This is a genomic window from Conexibacter woesei DSM 14684 (assembly GCF_000025265.1).
Taxonomy (GTDB): domain Bacteria; phylum Actinomycetota; class Thermoleophilia; order Solirubrobacterales; family Solirubrobacteraceae; genus Conexibacter; species Conexibacter woesei.
The window spans coordinates 3,747,512-3,764,347 of the sequence record NC_013739.1 but is presented as its reverse complement, the minus strand read 5'-3'; the positions used below and the strand labels follow the sequence as shown (position 1 = coordinate 3,764,347).

General features: G+C 69.4%; 14 protein-coding genes and 2 rRNA genes. 11 read left to right on the top strand and 5 right to left on the bottom strand.

Annotated elements, in window-relative coordinates:
• Nucleotides 1-39: 39 nt before the first annotated feature.
• Both CWOE_RS17690 and rrf read left to right on the top strand, forming a co-directional pair.
• Nucleotides 40-3,038, top strand: a 23S ribosomal RNA gene (locus tag CWOE_RS17690).
• 68 nt (nt 3,039-3,106) lie between these two features.
• Nucleotides 3,107-3,223: ribosomal RNA gene (gene rrf, locus CWOE_RS17685) — 5S ribosomal RNA — on the top strand.
• A gap of 844 nt (nt 3,224-4,067) precedes the next feature.
• Here rrf and CWOE_RS17680 read toward each other — a convergent pair.
• Nucleotides 4,068-4,421, bottom strand: coding sequence for a hypothetical protein (locus CWOE_RS17680; RefSeq protein WP_148261061.1), 354 nt, complete (start codon nt 4,419-4,421; stop codon nt 4,068-4,070).
• Nucleotides 4,422-4,754: 333 nt separating this feature from the next.
• Nucleotides 4,755-5,861 carry an isocitrate/isopropylmalate family dehydrogenase gene (locus CWOE_RS17675; RefSeq protein WP_012935007.1) on the bottom strand — a complete coding sequence of 369 codons (1,107 nt, stop codon included), beginning with the start codon at nt 5,859-5,861 and terminating at the stop codon, nt 4,755-4,757.
• A gap of 71 nt (nt 5,862-5,932) precedes the next feature.
• On the opposite strand from CWOE_RS17675, the gene CWOE_RS17670 reads away from it, so the two are divergent.
• Complete coding sequence (locus CWOE_RS17670) at nt 5,933-6,265, top strand: hypothetical protein (protein WP_012935006.1); 333 nt, start codon at nt 5,933-5,935, stop codon at nt 6,263-6,265.
• Between the two features lie 69 nt (nt 6,266-6,334).
• On the opposite strand, the gene CWOE_RS17665 is transcribed toward CWOE_RS17670, so the two are convergent.
• The gene (locus CWOE_RS17665; RefSeq protein WP_160165533.1) at nt 6,335-7,549 is read right to left on the bottom strand and encodes an MFS transporter; all 1,215 of its coding nucleotides are present in this window, start codon (nt 7,547-7,549) and stop codon (nt 6,335-6,337) included.
• A gap of 23 nt (nt 7,550-7,572) precedes the next feature.
• A complete protein-coding gene (locus CWOE_RS34410; protein WP_012935004.1) occupies nt 7,573-8,172 on the bottom strand; it encodes an HDIG domain-containing metalloprotein in 600 nt (199 codons plus the stop codon).
• A gap of 79 nt (nt 8,173-8,251) precedes the next feature.
• Between CWOE_RS34410 and murA the strand changes: the two genes are divergently transcribed.
• From murA to hisF, 8 genes are read left to right on the top strand one after another with little or no spacing between them, the layout of a single operon-like run.
• The gene (murA, locus tag CWOE_RS17655; protein WP_012935003.1) at nt 8,252-9,556 is read left to right on the top strand and encodes a UDP-N-acetylglucosamine 1-carboxyvinyltransferase; all 1,305 of its coding nucleotides are present in this window, start codon (nt 8,252-8,254) and stop codon (nt 9,554-9,556) included.
• 16 nt (nt 9,557-9,572) lie between these two features.
• A complete protein-coding gene (hisZ, locus tag CWOE_RS17650; RefSeq protein ID WP_012935002.1) occupies nt 9,573-10,613 on the top strand; it encodes an ATP phosphoribosyltransferase regulatory subunit in 1,041 nt (346 codons plus the stop codon).
• Nucleotides 10,610-11,248, top strand: coding sequence for an ATP phosphoribosyltransferase (gene hisG / locus CWOE_RS17645; RefSeq protein ID WP_012935001.1), 639 nt, complete (start codon nt 10,610-10,612; stop codon nt 11,246-11,248). The genes hisZ and hisG overlap by 4 nt, the downstream gene beginning before the upstream one ends.
• On the top strand, nt 11,238-12,518 hold the full coding sequence (gene hisD, locus CWOE_RS17640) for a histidinol dehydrogenase (protein ID WP_012935000.1): 1,281 nt from the start codon (nt 11,238-11,240) through the stop codon (nt 12,516-12,518). Before hisG ends, hisD begins: the two co-directional genes overlap by 11 nt.
• The gene (gene hisB / locus CWOE_RS17635; RefSeq protein ID WP_012934999.1) at nt 12,515-13,111 is read left to right on the top strand and encodes an imidazoleglycerol-phosphate dehydratase HisB; all 597 of its coding nucleotides are present in this window, start codon (nt 12,515-12,517) and stop codon (nt 13,109-13,111) included. Before hisD ends, hisB begins: the two co-directional genes overlap by 4 nt.
• Nucleotides 13,108-13,752 (top strand): imidazole glycerol phosphate synthase subunit HisH, encoded by a 645-nt coding sequence (gene hisH / locus CWOE_RS17630; RefSeq protein WP_012934998.1) that lies wholly within the window; start codon nt 13,108-13,110, stop codon nt 13,750-13,752. The genes hisB and hisH overlap by 4 nt, the downstream gene beginning before the upstream one ends.
• Nucleotides 13,749-14,489: a 1-(5-phosphoribosyl)-5-[(5-phosphoribosylamino)methylideneamino]imidazole-4-carboxamide isomerase gene (gene hisA, locus CWOE_RS17625; protein WP_012934997.1), complete on the top strand. Its 741-nt coding sequence runs from the start codon at nt 13,749-13,751 to the stop codon at nt 14,487-14,489. Before hisH ends, hisA begins: the two co-directional genes overlap by 4 nt.
• Before the next feature lie 10 nt (nt 14,490-14,499).
• A complete protein-coding gene (gene hisF, locus CWOE_RS17620; protein ID WP_012934996.1) occupies nt 14,500-15,264 on the top strand; it encodes an imidazole glycerol phosphate synthase subunit HisF in 765 nt (254 codons plus the stop codon).
• Nucleotides 15,265-15,276: 12 nt separating this feature from the next.
• On the opposite strand, the gene CWOE_RS17615 is transcribed toward hisF, so the two are convergent.
• Nucleotides 15,277-16,821 carry a PQQ-binding-like beta-propeller repeat protein gene (locus tag CWOE_RS17615; protein ID WP_012934995.1) on the bottom strand — a complete coding sequence of 515 codons (1,545 nt, stop codon included), beginning with the start codon at nt 16,819-16,821 and terminating at the stop codon, nt 15,277-15,279.
• Nucleotides 16,822-16,836: the final 15 nt, after the last annotated feature.

Below are 16,836 nucleotides of genomic sequence, written 5' to 3'. Positions count from 1 at the left end.
TGAAACGGGTATCACCGATCACATCGTTGATCAGATCACCGTCAAGATAGTAAGGGCACACGGTGGATGCCTTGGCACCTAGAGTCGAAGAAGGACGTGAACGGCTGCGATAAGCCGCGGTGAGGCGCTGAATAGCCTTTGACCCGCGGATTTCCGAATGGGGAAACCCAGCGCTGGTAATGCGGCGTTACCTCCCGGTGAACACATAGCCGGGTTGGAGACAAGCGGGGGAAGTGAAACATCTCAGTACCCCGAGGAAAGTAAATCAACCGAGACTCCCTGAGTAGTGGCGAGCGAAAAGGGATCAGCCCAAACTTGTTGCGTGTAAGCAGTCACGCGTTGCGCAGCAGGGGTTGTAGGGCGTTTGTTCCGGGTCGTGACTGGCCCGGCGGAAGTTACAAAGTCATGCGGTAGTCGAAGAGCCTGGAACGGCTCACCAAAGAGGGCAACCGTCCCGTAGACGAAACCACATGATCTTCCGTCAAGCGTTCCTGAGTAAGTCCGCGCCCGTGAAACGCGGACTGAAGCTGGGGGGACCACCCTCCAAGGCTAAGTACTCCTAGGTGACCGATAGCGGACTAGTACCGTGAGGGAAAGGTGAAAAGTACCCCGGAAGGGGAGTGAAATAGTACCTGAAACCGCGTGCCTACAAGCGGTGGGAGCAGACTTGTTCTGTGACCGCGTGCTTTTTGCATAACGAGCCGGCGAGTTACTCGTCTGCGGCAAGGTTAAGCGATGAGCGGAGCCGTAGCGAAAGCGAGTCCGAATAGGGCGACATAGTCGTAGGCGGTAGACCCGAAACTGAGCGAGCTACCCATGGGCAGGTTGAAGCGGGGGTAAGACCTCGTGGAGGACCGAACCGACCTAGGTTAAAAACTGGGCGGATGACCTGTGGGTCGGAGTGAAAGGCTAATCAAGCTCAGTGATATCTGGTTCTCTCCGAAATATATTTAGGTATAGCCTCGGATCAATTGCGTATTGGCCGTAGAGCACTGTTTGGACGCGGGGCCCTACCAGGTTACCAACTTCAGGCAAACTCCGAAGACCAGTACGTTTACTCCGGGAGTCAGTTGCTGGGGGATAAACTTCAGCGTCAAGAGGGAAACAGCCCAGACCGCCAGCTAAGGTCCCCAAATGCTAGCTAAGTGGCAAACGATGTTCGAGTGCATAGACAACCAGGAGGTTGGCTTAGAGGCAGCCACCCTTGAAAGAGTGCGTAACAGCTCACTGGTCAAGTGTTCGAGCGCGGATAATGTAACGGGGCTTAAGCTAGCTACCGAAGCTGCGGGTGCGTGAGACTTTCGAGTCGATCGCGCGGTAGGAGAGCGTTCCGATGCCAGTAAAGCGGCGGGGTAACCCAGCCGTGGAGGCTTCGGAAGTGAGAATGCCGGCATGAGTAACGAAAGAGGAGTGAGAATCTCCTCCACCGATTGCCCAAGGATTCCTGAGTAAAGTTCGTCTGCTCAGGGTTAGTCGGGACCTAAGGCGAGGCCGAAAGGCGTAGTCGATGGCTAACAGGTTGATATTCCTGTACCACGTCGTGTTTGCTTGACCGATGGGGGGACGGGGAAGGCTACGGGAACCCAGGCGATGGTCGTCCTGGGGTAAGCATGTAGGGGTGGGCCTAGTGAAATGCGGGCCTGCATAACCTGAGGTGCGATGCCAGCTGGCTTTGAGCCGGCGAGTCCCTTACGCCATGCCTCCGAGAAAAGCCTCTAGGGAGAACACGCGTGCCCGTACCAAAACCGACACAGGTGGGCAAGTAGAGAATACTAAGGTGATCGAGATAACCCTCGTTAAGGAACTCGGCAAAATCGCCCCGTAACTTCGGGATAAGGGGCGCCCTAGTAAGGTGAAGCTCTTCGCGAGTGGAGCCTGAGGGGGCCGCAGTGAATTGGTCCAAGCGACTGTTTACCAAAAACACAGGTCTCTGCTAAGTCGAAAGACGACGTATAGGGGCTGACGCCTGCCCGGTGCCGGAAGGTTACGTGGAGGTGTTAGGGTTCGCCCAAAGCACCGAAGCTAAGCCCCGGTAAACGGCGGCCGTAACTATAACGGTCCTAAGGTAGCGAAATTCCTTGTCGGGTAAGTTCCGACCTGCACGAATGGCGTAACGACTTGGACGCTGTCTCAACGAGGGGCTCGGTGAAATTGCAGTCTCGGTGAAGATGCCGAGTACCCGCGGCTAGACGGAAAGACCCCGTGAACCTTTACTACACCCTGGTATTGGAATTCGATGCATTTCGCTCAGGATAGGTGGGAGGCTTGGAAGCGATGGCTGCGGCTGTCGTGGAGCCAACCTTGAGATACCACCCTTGATGTCTTGGGTTTCTAACACCGCGCCGTGAATCCGGGCGGTGAACAGTGCCAGGCGGGTAGTTTGACTGGGGCGGTCGCCTCCCAAAATGTAACGGAGGCGCACAAAGGTTCCCTCAGTACGGTTGGAAATCGTGCGTAGAGTGCAAAGGCAGCAAGGGAGCTTGACTGCGAGACCGACAGGTCGAGCAGGTGCGAAAGCAGGTCTTAGTGATCCGGCGGTAGCAAGTGGAAGTGCCGTCGCTCAACGGATAAAAGGTACTCCGGGGATAACAGGCTTATCGGGCCCAAGAGTCCACATCGACGGCCCGGTTTGGCACCTCGATGTCGGCTCGTCGCATCCTGGGGCTGTAGTAGGTCCCAAGGGTTGGGCTGTTCGCCCATTAAAGCGGTACGCGAGCTGGGTTCAGAACGTCGTGAGACAGTTCGGTCCCTATCTGCCGTGGGCGTTGGAGAGTTGAGAGGATTTGTCCCTAGTACGAGAGGACCGGGATGAACGCACCTCTGGTGTATCTGTTGTCCTGCCAAGGGCATAGCAGGTTAGCTACGTGCGGATCGGATAACCGCTGAAGGCATCTAAGCGGGAAGCCGGCCTCAAGATGAGCTCTCCCATCCCCTTGAGGGAGTAAGAACCCTGGAAGACCACCAGGTTGATAGGCCAGATCTGGAAGAGCGGTAACGCTCGTAGGAGACTGGTACTAATTGTTCGAGGGCTTGACGGATTTTGATACCCGTCTCAATGGCGCTGTGCAGTTTTGAAGGCCCGTGGAGGGCGTGGTTTCGCACGTTTTCCGGTGGCTATAGCGAGAGGGAAACACCTCTTCCCATTCCGAACAGAGCCGTTAAGCCTCTCAGCGCCGATGGTACTTGGCCCGCAAGGGCCTGGGAGAGTAGGACGCCGCCGGTTTTTTCATTCAGCCTCAGTCGCCTCTCGGCGGCTGGGGCTTTTTGCATTTCTGGTCCAGCGCTGCCGGCGTGACGCCAGCCGGCGCGACGCCAGCGGTTGTTTGGGCCTTGGTCGCTCCCGGGCTCGCGCGCTCGAGTTCCCGGCCGGTCTGTACGGGTGAGGGGAAGTTGACGGCTCGGTCCCGGCGGGGTGGTGCCGCCGGAGCGCACCCGCGTGACCCGTCCAGTGACCGCTGCCGCCGCCGCCCCGCGCGTAGGGTGACGCAGCACGAGCCCCGCGCAGCTCCGCGCGGGCTGCGCCGCCGAGGGCGGACGCGAGCGCGCTTCACCCTACGTGGCCGCGCTTCACCGTACGTGACCGCCCTTCACCGTACGTACGCGAGGATGCCGAGCCCTTTCTACGTGCGTGGCTCGCAGCTGCGCAGCGCGCACACTCGCGGTTGGCTTGCTGCCTCGCGTCGCGGGCTCGCGTGGGTCGCGTGGCCGGTGTCGCGTGGTTGGGCTCGCGTTGCCGGCCTGCGTTCGCGGAGGCGCGTGTTTGCCGGTCTGCGTCTGCGGAGGTGCGTGTCGCCGGTCTGCGTCTGCGGAGGTGCGTGTCGCCGGCCTGAACCCACGGAGGTGCGCGTTGCCGGCGTGGGCCCGCGGCGGGACGTGTTGCCGGCATGGTGCGCGTCGCCGGCGTGCGTCTGCGGAGGTGCGTGTCGCCGGCCTGAGTCCGCGGAGGTGCCCGTGCGCGCTCGACGCCTCACTCGCCAGCCTCTTCGCGGCAGCGTACGAAGAGCGCTGCGCGCGGATGGTGCGGCGCGCGGAAGGCGAGGGCGGAGCCGCCGGCGATCTCGGTGCGGTCAGTGCTGCGTCGCGGCCGAGCGCGCCGGTCGCGGCGGCTTGGCCGGGAGCGGCGACGTGCATCGCTGTGCAGCGGGCCGGACGGTGCCGGGGCGCCGTCTGCGCTCCAGACGAGCGGCGCGGCGGTGGGGATGTGCTGCAGGCGCTGCCGGCGCGAGCACGTCGCCGAAGGTCGGCTCGGTGGACCACGTGAGGTCGAGCTCGAAGGCACGTCGGGGGGCGCCCGTTCGGGCCTCGGCGCGGTCGTGGGGTGCGGCCTCGTCGGCCCATGCGTCATCGACCGGACGCAGAACGGCCTCGGCGAGGTCCATCAGCGCGGCGCCGAGAAGCTTGGGTGCACGAGAAGAGAACATGTGTTCGTGAAGGTAGCCTGCGTCTCGGATGGAACAGGAGCGGGTCTCGGGAGGGAAGGCAGAGATGCGCGAATGTCCCGTGTTTCCGGGTGGAAGTGATGCAGTTCGCTGCAACGAATGTTGCACGTGCGCTACGCAGGCACGAACGTGTGTGCGGCGCCTCGGCGCTCGTCGCGGCGTCGTCCTGGCTAGTGGTCGCAGAGCGACACAAAGGCAGGACGATGCCGACCGCGGACGTGTGGGATGGGGCGGCGGCCGGTGCGGTATGGGCGGGGCCCCGGCCGGGCTGCGTGGTGGCAGGCCCGGGGCGGGGTGGACGAGCGGGCGGCGGGGTCAGCCGCCGGTGCCGAGCGTGGACCAGACCTCGATCTTGGTCGTGATCCGCTCGATGACCGCGTCGGTGAACTCGGTCGTGCCGGCGTGGCCGCCGAGGTCCGGGGTCTTGATGCCGGTGGCGATCGCTTCGAGGACCGACTCGTAGATCGCGCGCGAGGCACGCTCGGCTCCCGGGTGGCCGCGCTCGGCCGCGTGGCGCAGGACCGCGCCGGAGGCGAGCAGCATCGCCATCGGGTTCGCGACGTCCTTGCCTCTCAGCGCGGGAGCGGTGCCGTGCGGCGCCTCCGCCATCGCGACGTGCGTCTCGTAGTTGTCGTCGAACGCCAGCAGCACCGACTCGGCGCCCGCGATCGAGCCGAACATCGGCAGCACGAGATCGGAGAGGCAGTCGCCGTCACGGTTGAGCGCGGGCACGACGAGCGGCTCGTCGGCGGCGCCGCTGACGAGGCCGGCGTACGTCGCGTCGATCAACACCGGCTCGTAGGCGACGTCGGGGTGACGGGCCGCCGCGGCGTCCATCTCCTCCTTCAGCATCCCCTCGTAGACCGGGGAGACCGTCCACTTCGGGCCGCCGTAGACGCGCGCCTGCATCGCACGCGCCGTGCGGAAGGCGTACTCCGACACTGCGCGGCAGGTGGAGCGGGTCACGTGCTCGGTGCGGTAGGCGACCTCGTCGGCCGCGCCCGCGTCACCCTCGCGCCACTGCTTCGCGCCGTAGGCGTCCTCGATCGCCATGCGGACGATCGAGATCGGGTAGTGCACGCCGGCGATCGGCGTGACCCCCGGGATGCGACGACCCGTCCGCACGATCACCTTGCCGTCGACCTCCTCGCGGAGGATGCGGTTCGGCGAGCCGACGTCGTCGGCGCCCTCGGGCGTGATCGTCGCTGCCTTGATGCCGAACCCGCACGTGCGCATCGCCGCGGCGGCGTCGGAGACGACGCCGTTCTGGGTCGCACGGCGGTTCTCGAGCGAGAGGTCGAAACGCTCCAGCTCCAGCGGGAGGCCGGTGACCTCCGGGTCGAGCACGCGGACGGCCTGGTCGAGCAGCTCCTGGCCGGTCTCGTCGCCCTCGAGGATGGTGATCTTCAGCGGCTCGGGCATCGCGCGCCACGATAGCCCAGGAGCACGCACCGGAGACTTGTGGGTCGCGTCCGGGCGCTAGGGTCTCGCGCGTGAGCACGCTCAGATGCACCTGGTGCGGGGTCGACGTCGGACCCGACGAGGGCTACCGCGCCGCCGAGCAGGCGGGCGAACGGCTTGCGACCTTCTGCCGCCTCGAGCACACCGTCCCGTGGGCGATCCAAGGTCCGCACTGGGAAGCGGGGACGCTCGCGGAGCAGCCGCGCGAGGAGCCGGCGCTGTCCGAGTGCGCCCACTGCGGCGCTGCGCTCGACGACACGCGCGTCCTGCTCGTCCACCACCGCGGCGAGTACCGCATCGCCGACGCCTTCTGCACGACCGACCACCTGCGCGCCTGGGCGAGCGCGGGCGGCCGCTGGCGCTGAGCGGCCGCGGCGGGAGCGGGCGTGCGGCGAGTGGGCGCCTGTCGGGCCGCGGCGGGAGCGGCGGGCGACTCAGGCGTCGCGCGGGGCGGGGGCGGAGGCGACGGGCTCGGGGGTTGCGGGGACGATCGGGTGGAGCGTGTGGCGCAGCAGGATCGTGAGGACCGCGCCGACGACCGGACCGGCGCAGGCGAGCGCGATCGCCCAGCGGGCGTTGGAGGCCTCGACGATCACGCCGGCGAGCGCCGCACCGGAGGCGGCACCGGCGATGTTCGCGGTCATCATCCACGTCGTCGCCTCGGTCGCCGTGCCCGGCGGGGCGACGTGGTCGATCAGCAGGTAGGCCGCCGCGGCCGACGGCGCCAGCGCGAGGCCGGCGATCGCGGCCATCGCGCCCATCAGCGGGATCGAGTCCGCTATCAGCAGCGGCAGCGTCCCGACGGCGAGCGCGACGTGCAGCACGATGAAGCGCTCGACGACCGGGCTCGACCAGCTGCGCGCCCCGTACCAGATGCCGCCGAGCACGCTGCCGACGGCCATGATCGAGAGCAGTATTCCTGCCAGCTCCGCCTTCTCGCCGTGCTCGACCGCGAACGCCGGCATCGCGACCTCGAGCGCCCCGAACGAGATCCCCGTCGGCACGATCGACAGCATCAGCGTCCGCATCCCCGGCGAGGCGAGCGCGCCGGCGCGCGTCCGCTCGAACGGCTCGCTTCTCCACGAGCGCGCGAGGGATCCCGTTGCGAAGAGGATCGTCCCGATCAACGACAGCGCGATCGCGACGATCAGCGCGACGCTCGTCGAGCTGACGGCGATCAGCACCGTCGTGATGACCGGCCCGATGATGAAGAAGAACTCCGACACGACGCCCTCGAACGTGTAGGCGGTGTTGCGCGCGTTGGTGTCGTTCTCGAACACCGTCGCCCACACCGACCGCATGCATGCGCCCAGCGGCGGCAGCGCTGCGCCGCCGATGAACGCGAACACCGCCAGCACCCAGGTCGGTGAGCCGGCCCGCGCGCAGGCGACGACGCCGATCACGGCGAGCGCGTTGACGAGCGTCGAGGGGATCAGGACCGCCGGCTGGCCGAAGCGGTCGACCAGACGCCCCTGGATCGGGGCGAGGAAGCCGGCGCCGACCGCCCACGCCGCGCTCGCCGCGCCGGCCTGTGCGAACGAGCCCGTCTCCGCCCGCACGAGCAGCACGATCGCGAGCGAGAAGATGCCGATCGGGATGCGCCCGATCAGCAGCGAGACGATCAGCCGTCCCGTTCCCGGTGGCCTCAAGAGGACGCGGTAGGCGCCGAGCATCAGTCGGCCGGGTCTGCCGAGCGGGGTTCGGGGGTGGAGGCGAGCAGCGTGTCGGAGTGCTCGGCGAGCGCCGCGATCACGAACGCGACGTGCGTGTCGAAGTCGACGCCGAGCTCGTCAGCGCCGCGCCGCAGCGCGTCACGGTCGACCGCGGCGGCGAAGCTCGGCGTCTTCATCTTCTTCTTGACCGACTTCGGCGTCATCCCCTGCAGTCCCTCGGGACGGACGTATGCGCACGCGAGGACGAAGCCGCTCAGCTCGTCGACGGCGTACAGCGCGCGCTCCATCGGCGTGTCGCGTGTGAGCTCCATCTCGTCCGCATGCGATCCGATTGCTCGAATGATCTCATCCGGATAGCCGCGTCGCTGCAATTCCTGCATCGCGATCCGCGGATGGCCGTCCACGAGCGAGGGATGCCGCTCGTAGTCGAGGTCGTGCAGCAGGCCAGTGACGGCCCAGGTCTCCTCGTCCCCTCCAAGTTGGCGCGCATACGCTCGCATCGTAGCTTCGACGGCGAGCACGTGACGCCGCAGCGACGGGGATTCCGTCCACTCGCAAAAGAGGGTCCAGGCGTCGTCGCGCGAAATCCCCCTCGGCATGGCTGTTACCCTAGCTCAGCGTTCCGGCTCCGACCCCATCTCCGTGACTGACATGCGGGGCCGACGTCATCCCTCTCTCATGGAAAAGTTCGTCATACAGGGCGGCGTGCCGCTTTCAGGCACGTTCGTGCCCGCAGGCAACAAGAACGGTGCGCTGCCGATCCTCGCCGCGGCGTTGCTGACCGACGAAGAAGTCGTGATCCGCAACGTCCCGCGCATCAGCGACGTGCAGGCGCAGATCGAGCTGATCGCCGACCTCGGCGCGCGCGCCGAGTGGATCGGCGACAACGAGGTCGCGATCCGCGCCGACGGCGTCGCCAAGACCGATCTCGACCGCAGGCTGTCCGAGCGGATCCGTGCGTCGTTCCTGCTCGCCGGCCCGCTGCTCGCGCGCTTCGGGCGCGCGCACATGCCGCCGCCCGGCGGCGACGTGATCGGCCGTCGCCGGCTCGACCCGCACCTCGACGCGTTCAAGGCGCTCGGCGCGACGATCGAGCACGACCGCGACATCCTGCTGACCGCCCCGCGCGGCCTCACGGCCTGCGACTTCCTGATGGACGAGCCGTCCGTGATGGCGACGGAGAACGCGCTGATGGCCGCCGCGCTGACGCCCGGCTCGACGATCATCCGCAACGCCGCTTCCGAGCCGCACGTGCAGGACCTCGCGCGCATGCTCGTGAAGATGGGCGCGCAGATCGACGGGATCGGCTCCAACGTGATGACCGTCCACGGCGTCGACCGGCTCGGCGGCTGTGACCACCGCGTCGCCCCCGACCACATCGAGATCGGCTCCTTCATGGCGCTCGCCGGCGTGACCGGCGGCGAGCTGACGATCAAGGACACCTATCCCGAGGACCTGCGGATGGTCCGCCTCGTCTTCGCCCGCCTCGGCCTCGAGACCGATATGCGCGGCAACGACCTGTTCGTCCCCGGCGGTCAGAAGCTCGTCATCACCAACGACGCCGGCGGCTACCAGCCGAAGGTCGAGGACGGCCCGTGGCCGGCGTTCCCCGCCGATCTGACGAGCATCGCGCTCGCGCTGGCGACGCAGTCGGAGGGGTCGGTCATCATCCACGAGAAGATGTTCGAGAACCGCCTCTTCTTCACGGACAAGCTGCAGCTGATGGGCGCCGCGATCACGATCTGCGATCCGCACCGCGCGCTCGTCGTCGGCTCCCGCCGCCTGCGCGGCGAGCGCGTCGAGTCGCCCGACATCCGCGCCGGCATGGCGATGCTGATCGCCGCGCTCTGCGCCGAGGGCACCACCGAGATCGGCAACATCCGCCAGATCGACCGCGGCTACGAGCGGATCGACGAGCGCCTGCGCGCGCTCGGCGCCCGCATCGAGCGGGTCGAGGACGGCGACCGGATCCACGCCCACTAGAGCGGATCCGGCACCAGTGATCCACCCGATCCCCAGCGGCACGCGCGACGTGCTGCCCGACGAGATGCGAGAGCTGCGCGCGATCCTCGCAGCCGCGCACAGAGTCTTCGACGACGCCGGCTACGGCGAGGTCGCGACGCCCGCGCTCGAGTACGAGGACACGCTTGCGATCGGCGGCGTCGGCGGCACGCTGCCCGCCTACCGCCTGTTCGACGAGCAGGGCAACGTGCTGACGCTGCGCTCGGACATGACGGTGCCGATCGCGCGGCTCGTCGCGACTCGCTTCGCGACCGCCGAGCCGCCGCTGCGGCTCTGCTACGTCGCGCACGCCTACCGCGGCGTCAAGCCGCAGCGCGGCCAGTCGCGCGAGTTCCTGCAGGCGGGGATCGAGCTGATCGGCGCGCCCGCGCCGTCGGGGACGGCGGAGGCGCTGACGCTCCTGTGCGACACGCTCGACGCCGTCGGCCTGCGCAGCTACCGGATCGGGCTCGGCGACGTGGCCCTCTACCAGGCGCTGCTCGACGGCCACGGAGTCGCCGGCGAGGGCCGCGAGCGGATCCTCCACGAGCTCGTCACGCGCGACTTCGTCGGGCTCGAACGCGAGGTCGACGCGCTCCGCCTGACCGACGCGCACGCGGTGCAGCAGCTGAAGCGGATCCCGCAGCTGCGCGGCGGGCCGGAGCTGCTCGCGCAGCTCGACGGCGCGGCAGCCGAGGCCGCCGAGGGGCTGCGCGGCGTGCACGAGCTGCTGGAGCCGCGCGTCGCCGAGCGCGTCATCTTCGACCTCGGCCTCGTCCGCGACCTCGGCTACTACACCGGCGCGATCTTCCAGGTCTACGACCCCAAGCTCGGCGCTCCGCTCGGCGGCGGCGGGCGCTACGACGACCTGATCGGCCGCTTCGGCCGGCCGCTGCCCGCCGTCGGCTGGGCGCTGAACGTCGAGCGGCTGCACATCGCGCTGGCCGGCGAGGAGGCGGATTCCTCGCCTGGCGGCTCGGATTCCGTCGGAAGAACTCGCCTGGGGGCTCGCTCTTCCGGGTCGGAGGGGAGCCGATGAGTCGCGGCGTCAACGGCCTCACGATCGCCGTCCCACGCGGCGCGCTGATGACCGAGGCGCTCGACCTGCTCGACACGCTCGGGATCGACACGAGCGAGGTCCGCTCCAACGACCGCAAGCTGCTCTTCAGAGACGTCGGCATCGTCACGATGCGGCCGTCCGACGTGCCGACGTACGTCGAGTCCGGCGCCGCAGACATCGGCATAACGGGCAAGGACGTGCTGATGGAGCAGTCCGAGCGCGAGGTCTACGAGCTGCTCGACCTCGGCTTCGGCCGCTGCGTGATGGTGCTCGCGTCGGTCGCCGGCGACGACGCCGGCGCGGAGGCGCTGCGGCGCTTGGGCGTGATGCGCGTCGCCACCAAGTACCGCAAGATCGCGATGCGCCACTTCGAGCGCACCGGCCGCCAGGCCGAGATCGTCGAGGTCAAGGGCTCGGTCGAGCTGGCGCCGCTGACCGGCATGGTCGACACGATCGTCGACCTGACCGCGACCGGCACGACGCTGCGCGAGAACGGCCTCGTCGTGCGCGAGGAGATCGCGGTCTCAACAGCCCGCCTGATCGCCAACCCGGTCGCGCACAAGCTCAAGGCTGCCGCGATCGACGACGTGCTGGAGCGCCTGCGTGCGACTTGAGCGGCGGACGCTGGCGAGCGCCGGCGCCGCCGCCGGCCTCGCGACCGAGCTGCGCAGGCTCGTGCCCGCGGCCGCCTCGATCGCCGACCCCGTCGCGGCGATCGTCGCCGATGTGCGCGACCGCGGCGACGCCGCGGTGCTGGAGCTGACGCGCGCGCACGACACCGGCGGCGCCGAGCCGAAGGCGCTGCGGGTCTCGCAGTCAGAGCTGGATGCCGCGCTCGACTCCCTCGACGCCGACGTGCGCGCCGGGCTGGAGGTCGCCGCGCAGAACGTCGGCGTCGTCGCCGCGATCGGGCTCGACGACGAGCGCGAGGTGACGCTCGGCCACGGGCAGACCGTCCGCCTGCGCGAGGTGCCGGTGCGCCGCGCCGCGGTCTACGTCCCCGGCGGCCGCGCGCCGTACCCGAGCACGGTCCTGATGGGCGTCGTGACCGCCGTGACGGCGGGGGTGGAAGAGGTCGTGCTGTGCTCGCCGCCCGGCCCGGACGGTGACCTGAATCCCGCGATCCTGGCAGCCGCCGCGCTCGCCGGCGCGACCGAGGTCTACCGCATGGGCGGCGCGCAGGCGATCGGCGCGCTCGCGCACGGGACCGCGACCGTCGCGCCCGTCGACCTGATCGTCGGCCCCGGGAACCTGTGGGTGCAGGAGGCCAAGCGCCAGGTCTCCGCGGCCGGCCTCGTCGGGATCGACGGCTTCGCCGGCCCGAGCGACCTGATGGTCGTGCTCGACCGCGGCGCCGACGTGCGCCTCGCGGCGCTCGACCTGCGTGCGCAGGCGGAGCACGGCTCCGACAGCCTCGTGCTCGCGGTGTCGCCGGACGGCGCCGCGCTCGACGCGCTCTCCGAAGGCCTCTCGGTCGTGCCGGAGCCGGGCGTCGGCGCGCTCGTGGAGACCGCGTCGCTCGAGGACGCGCTTGCGCTCGCGAACGCCTTCGCGCCCGAGCACCTGGAGCTGATCGGCGCGGGAGCGGAGGCGCTCGCGCCGGAGGTCCGCAACGCCGGCTGCCTGTTCGTCGGGCCGGGCGGTGCGACCGCGTTCGGCGACTACGTCGCCGGCTCCAACCACACGCTGCCGACCGACGGCGCCGCGCGCTTCGCTTCCGGGCTCTCCGCGCGCCACTTCCGCCGCCGCATGACCGAGGTGCGGATCCCCTTGGAGGCGGCGACCACCCTCGCGCCGGCCGGCGCCGCGATCGCGCGCGCCGAGGGCTTCGAGCTGCACGCGCAGTCGATGGAAGCCCGCATGCGGGAGAATGCGGAGTCATGAGCGACCGCACCGCGACGATCGAACGGAAGACCGGCGAGACCGACGTCCGCCTCACGCTGGGCCTGGACGGGACGGGCGCCGGCACGCGCAGCACCGGCGTCGGCTTCCTCGACCACATGCTCGACCTGCTCGCCCGCCACGGCCGGCTCGACCTCGACGTCGCCGCGACCGGTGACCTGCAGACCGGTGCGCACCACACCGTCGAGGACGTCGGCATCTGCATCGGCCAGGCGCTCGACCGCGCGCTCGGGGACCGCAGCGGCATCTACCGCTATGGAGCCGCGACGATCCCGATGGACGAGGCCCGCGCCGCGGCCGCGATCGACGTCTCCGGCCGCGCCTTCCTCGCCTGGGAGGCGCCGCTGCCGCCCGGGGCGATAGGCAACTTCGACCACGAGCTGGCGGAGGAGTTCTTCCGCGCCGTCTCCGGCAACGCGAAGCTGACGCTCCACCTGACCGTCGAGGCTGGCACGAACGTCCACCACATCGTCGAGGCGCTCTTCAAGGCGTTCGCGCGCGCGCTGCGCGCCGCCGTCGCGATCGACCCGTCCGAGACGGGCGTGCCGAGCACGAAGGGGACTCTGACCGCGTGAGCGCGAAGGCCCCCCGCATCGCGATCCTCGACTACGGGATGGGCAACCGCCGCTCGGTCGAGAAGGCGTTCGAGCACGTCGGCGCGCGCCCGGTCGTGACGCGCGACCACGACGCGATCCGCGGCGCCGACGGCGTCGTCGTGCCGGGCGTCGGCGCGTTCCCGCGTGCGATGCGCAACCTGCGCGAGCTGGGGCTCGACGACGTGATCCGCGAGCGCGCCGCCGCCGGCGTGCCGGTGCTCGGGATCTGCCTCGGCATGCAGCTGCTGTTCGAGCACTCGGTCGAGCTGGAGCCGGCGAAGGGGCTCGGCCTGCTCGCCGGCGAGGTGCGCCCGCTCGACGCGCGCGGCGAGCGCGTCCCGCACATCGGCTGGAACGTCGTCACGTTCTCGCGCGCGACGCGTCTCAACGCCGCGCTGCCGGAGGCCGTCGCCTTCTACCACGTGCACTCGTTCGTCGTCTCGCCGACCGACCCGTCCGACGCGCTCGGCACGGCCGTCTACGGCGAGCGCTTCGTCAGCGCCGTCGCACGCGACAACGTCTACGGCGTCCAGTTCCATCCCGAGAAGTCCTCGCGCTACGGCCTGAGGCTGCTCGCCAGCTTCAGCGCCGCATGTGACCGAGTGGAGACACCCGCATGATCCTCTACCCCGCAATCGACATCCGCGGCGGCAGCGCCGTGCGCCTGAGACAGGGCGACTTCGCCGACGAGACCGTCTACGACGCCGACCCGCTCAGCGCCGCGCGCGCCTGGGTCGAGGGCGGCGCCAGGTGGCTGCACGTCGTCGACCTCGACGGCGCCCGCGACGGCAGACCGGCCAACCTCGAACACCTGCGGCGGATCGCCGGCGAGCTGGGCGTGCCGGTCGAGTTCGGCGGCGGGCTGCGCTCGCGCGCGTCGGTCGACGCCGCGATCGAGGCCGGCGCCGAGCGCGTGATCCTCGGTACGGCGGCGTTCGCCGACGTCGACTTCCTCGACGACGTCGTCGCTGCCTACGGCGAGCGCGTCGTCGTCTCGGTCGACGTGCGCGGCGGGAAGGTCGCCAGCGCCGGCTGGAAGGAGCAGACCGAGATGGAGGCGGCGGCCGTGATCGACCACCTCCAGCGCCGCGGCGTGCGCAAGCTCGTCTACTCGAACATCGAGCGCGACGGGATGCTGACCGGCCCCGACCTCGACGAGGTCCGCAGAGTCGCCGAGTCGGTCCGCGGCTCGTTCATCTACTCCGGCGGGATCGGCTCGCTCGACCACCTCGCCGCGCTCGCATCGCTGCGGCAGGTGAACCTCAACGGCGTGATCGTCGGCAAGGCGCTCTACGAGCGGAAGTTCACGGTCGGTGACGCGCTCACGGCGCTGAAGCCGCCGAAGGCCGCGGCGTAGGCCTCGTCCCGTGCACACCAAGCGCGTCATCCCCTGCCTCGACGTCGACGGCGGCCGCGTCGTCAAGGGCACGTCGTTCGTCGACATCCGCGACGCCGGCGACCCGATCGAGCTGGCCGAGCGCTACGACGCCGCCGGCGCCGACGAGCTGGTCTTCCTCGACATCACCGCGACGTCGAGCCAGCGCGACACGGTCGTCGAGCTGGCGCGCAGGACCGCCGACAACGTCTTCATCCCGTTCACGATCGGCGGCGGCATCCGCTCCGTCGCGGACGCGCAGGCCGTGCTCGACGCCGGTGCCGACAAGGTCGCGGTCAACTCGGCCGCCGTCGCGCGGCCGGAGCTGATCGACGAGCTGGCGGCGCAGTTCGGCGCGCAGTGCGTCGTGCTCGCGATCGACGCGAAGCAGAGAGCGGACGGCAGCGGCTGGGAGGTCTTCGTCGCCGGCGGCCGCACGCCGACCGGGCGCGACGCGGTCGCCTGGGCGCGCGAGGGCGGCGAGCGCGGCGCGGGCGAGATCCTGCTGACCTCGATGGACAGAGACGGCTCGCACGACGGCTACGACCTGCCGCTGACGCAGGCGGTCGCGGCGGCGGTCAGCGTTCCCGTGATCGCCTCCGGCGGGGCAGGCGAGCTGGACCACCTCGTCGAGGCGCTGGAGGCCGGCGCCGACGCCGTCCTCTGCGCGTCGATCTTCCACTACGGCAGATTCACGCTCGATCAGGTCAAGACGCACCTCGTCGCGGCCGGCGTGCCGGTCCGCGACCTCGGCTGAGCGGCCGGCGGGTCAGTTCCCGCCGTCGCCGGATCTTCTTCTGGCGGCAGCTCTTCTGGCGGCCGCTCTGCGGGCGGCTCTTCTGGCAGCAGCTCTGCGTGCCGCTCTTCTCGCGGCGGCTCTGCGCGCGGCTCTCCTGGCCGCCCTTCTCGCAGCGGCTCTTCTCGCCGCAGCTCTCCTGGCGCTCGCTCTGCGCGCCGCTCTGGCGGTCAGCCGCGATGCGCGCACCGCGGCTCTCTGCGCGTGTCTCCACGCTCTCGGCGTGCGCTTCGGCAGCAGCTCGAAGAGGTTGGCGTAGCCGACGAGGTAGAGCGCGCGGCGGTCGGCGACGATCGGGTTGAACGAGCCCTCCGGGAACTCGAAGACCTGCTTCCCCGTCCGCACGTTCAGGCCGTGGGTCTCGTAGTTGCCGAGGTTGGAGAAGTAGACGACGCCGCCGACGATCGTCGGCGAGCCCGAGATCCGCGAGCCGGAGTCGAAGCTCCAGCGCTTGGAGCCCGAGCGCGCGTCGAACGCGTAGAAGTTGTGGTCGTAGGAGCCGATGTAGACCGTCGGCCCGAGCCCTCTGACGTTCGAGACGGCGGGGGAGGAGTAGACGTAGCCGCCCGTGCCGGTCGCCCACGCGAGCTTCCCGTCCTTCGCGGAGAACGAGTACACGCGGCTGTCGGTGTTGCCGAGGTAGACGCGGCCGAACGCGACCGCGGCGGTCGAGTAGAACTGGCCCGAGCCGAAGCCGAAGCGCGTCCCGTTGGTGCCGACCGACCAGACCTGCTTGCCGTCGCGGGCGCGGACCGCGTGGGCCTTGCCGCCGTAGTCGCCGAAGTAGAGGTTGCCGTCGGCGAACGCGAGCGCGCCCTTGACCGCGCCGGCGGCCTTGTACGTCCAGCGCGTGCGGCCGTTTCTCGCGTTGAGCGCGTAGACGGTCCCGTCCTCGGAGCCGAAGTAGATCGTCCCTCTGCGCAGCAGCGGCGAGGACTCCGCGCGGCTCGGCAGCTCGCGCGACCAGACCGGCCTGCCGTCCAGCTCGCGGAACGCGCCGACGCGGCCGCCGGAGCCGTCGGTCGAGACGAGCGCGACGACGTAGACGTTGCCGTCGCCGATCGCGGGCGAGGCGGCGGCCAGCCTGCCGAAGCGCTGCCGCCACTTGATCCGCCCGGAGACCTTGTCGAGCGCGCGCAGCCAGCCGTCGTCGTCGAGCATGAACAGCGTCGAGCCCTGGATCACCGGCGGGAACTCGATCAGCGCCGTGCCGCGGTAGGTCCAGCCGCGTCTGTACGGCGGCCGCAGATATCTCGGCGCGCTGCTCCAGTCGCGCGTGCGCGCCTCGTTGAGGCCGTACGTCGGCCACAGGAACGTGTCGACGGCTTCTCTTCTTCTCGGCGGCGGCGCGGGCTGCGTCTCGGTCGTCTCGGTCGCTGTGAACGCGACATCGGGGTTCGAGACGTCGCCGGGCTCCCGGAGCAAGAGGAACGCGGCCGCGCCACCTGCGAGCAGGAGCGCGAGCGCGATGGCGACGAGCACAACGAGCCGGCGGCGCCGTGGCGTGGGGCTCGACATCGGCCGCGCATGGTA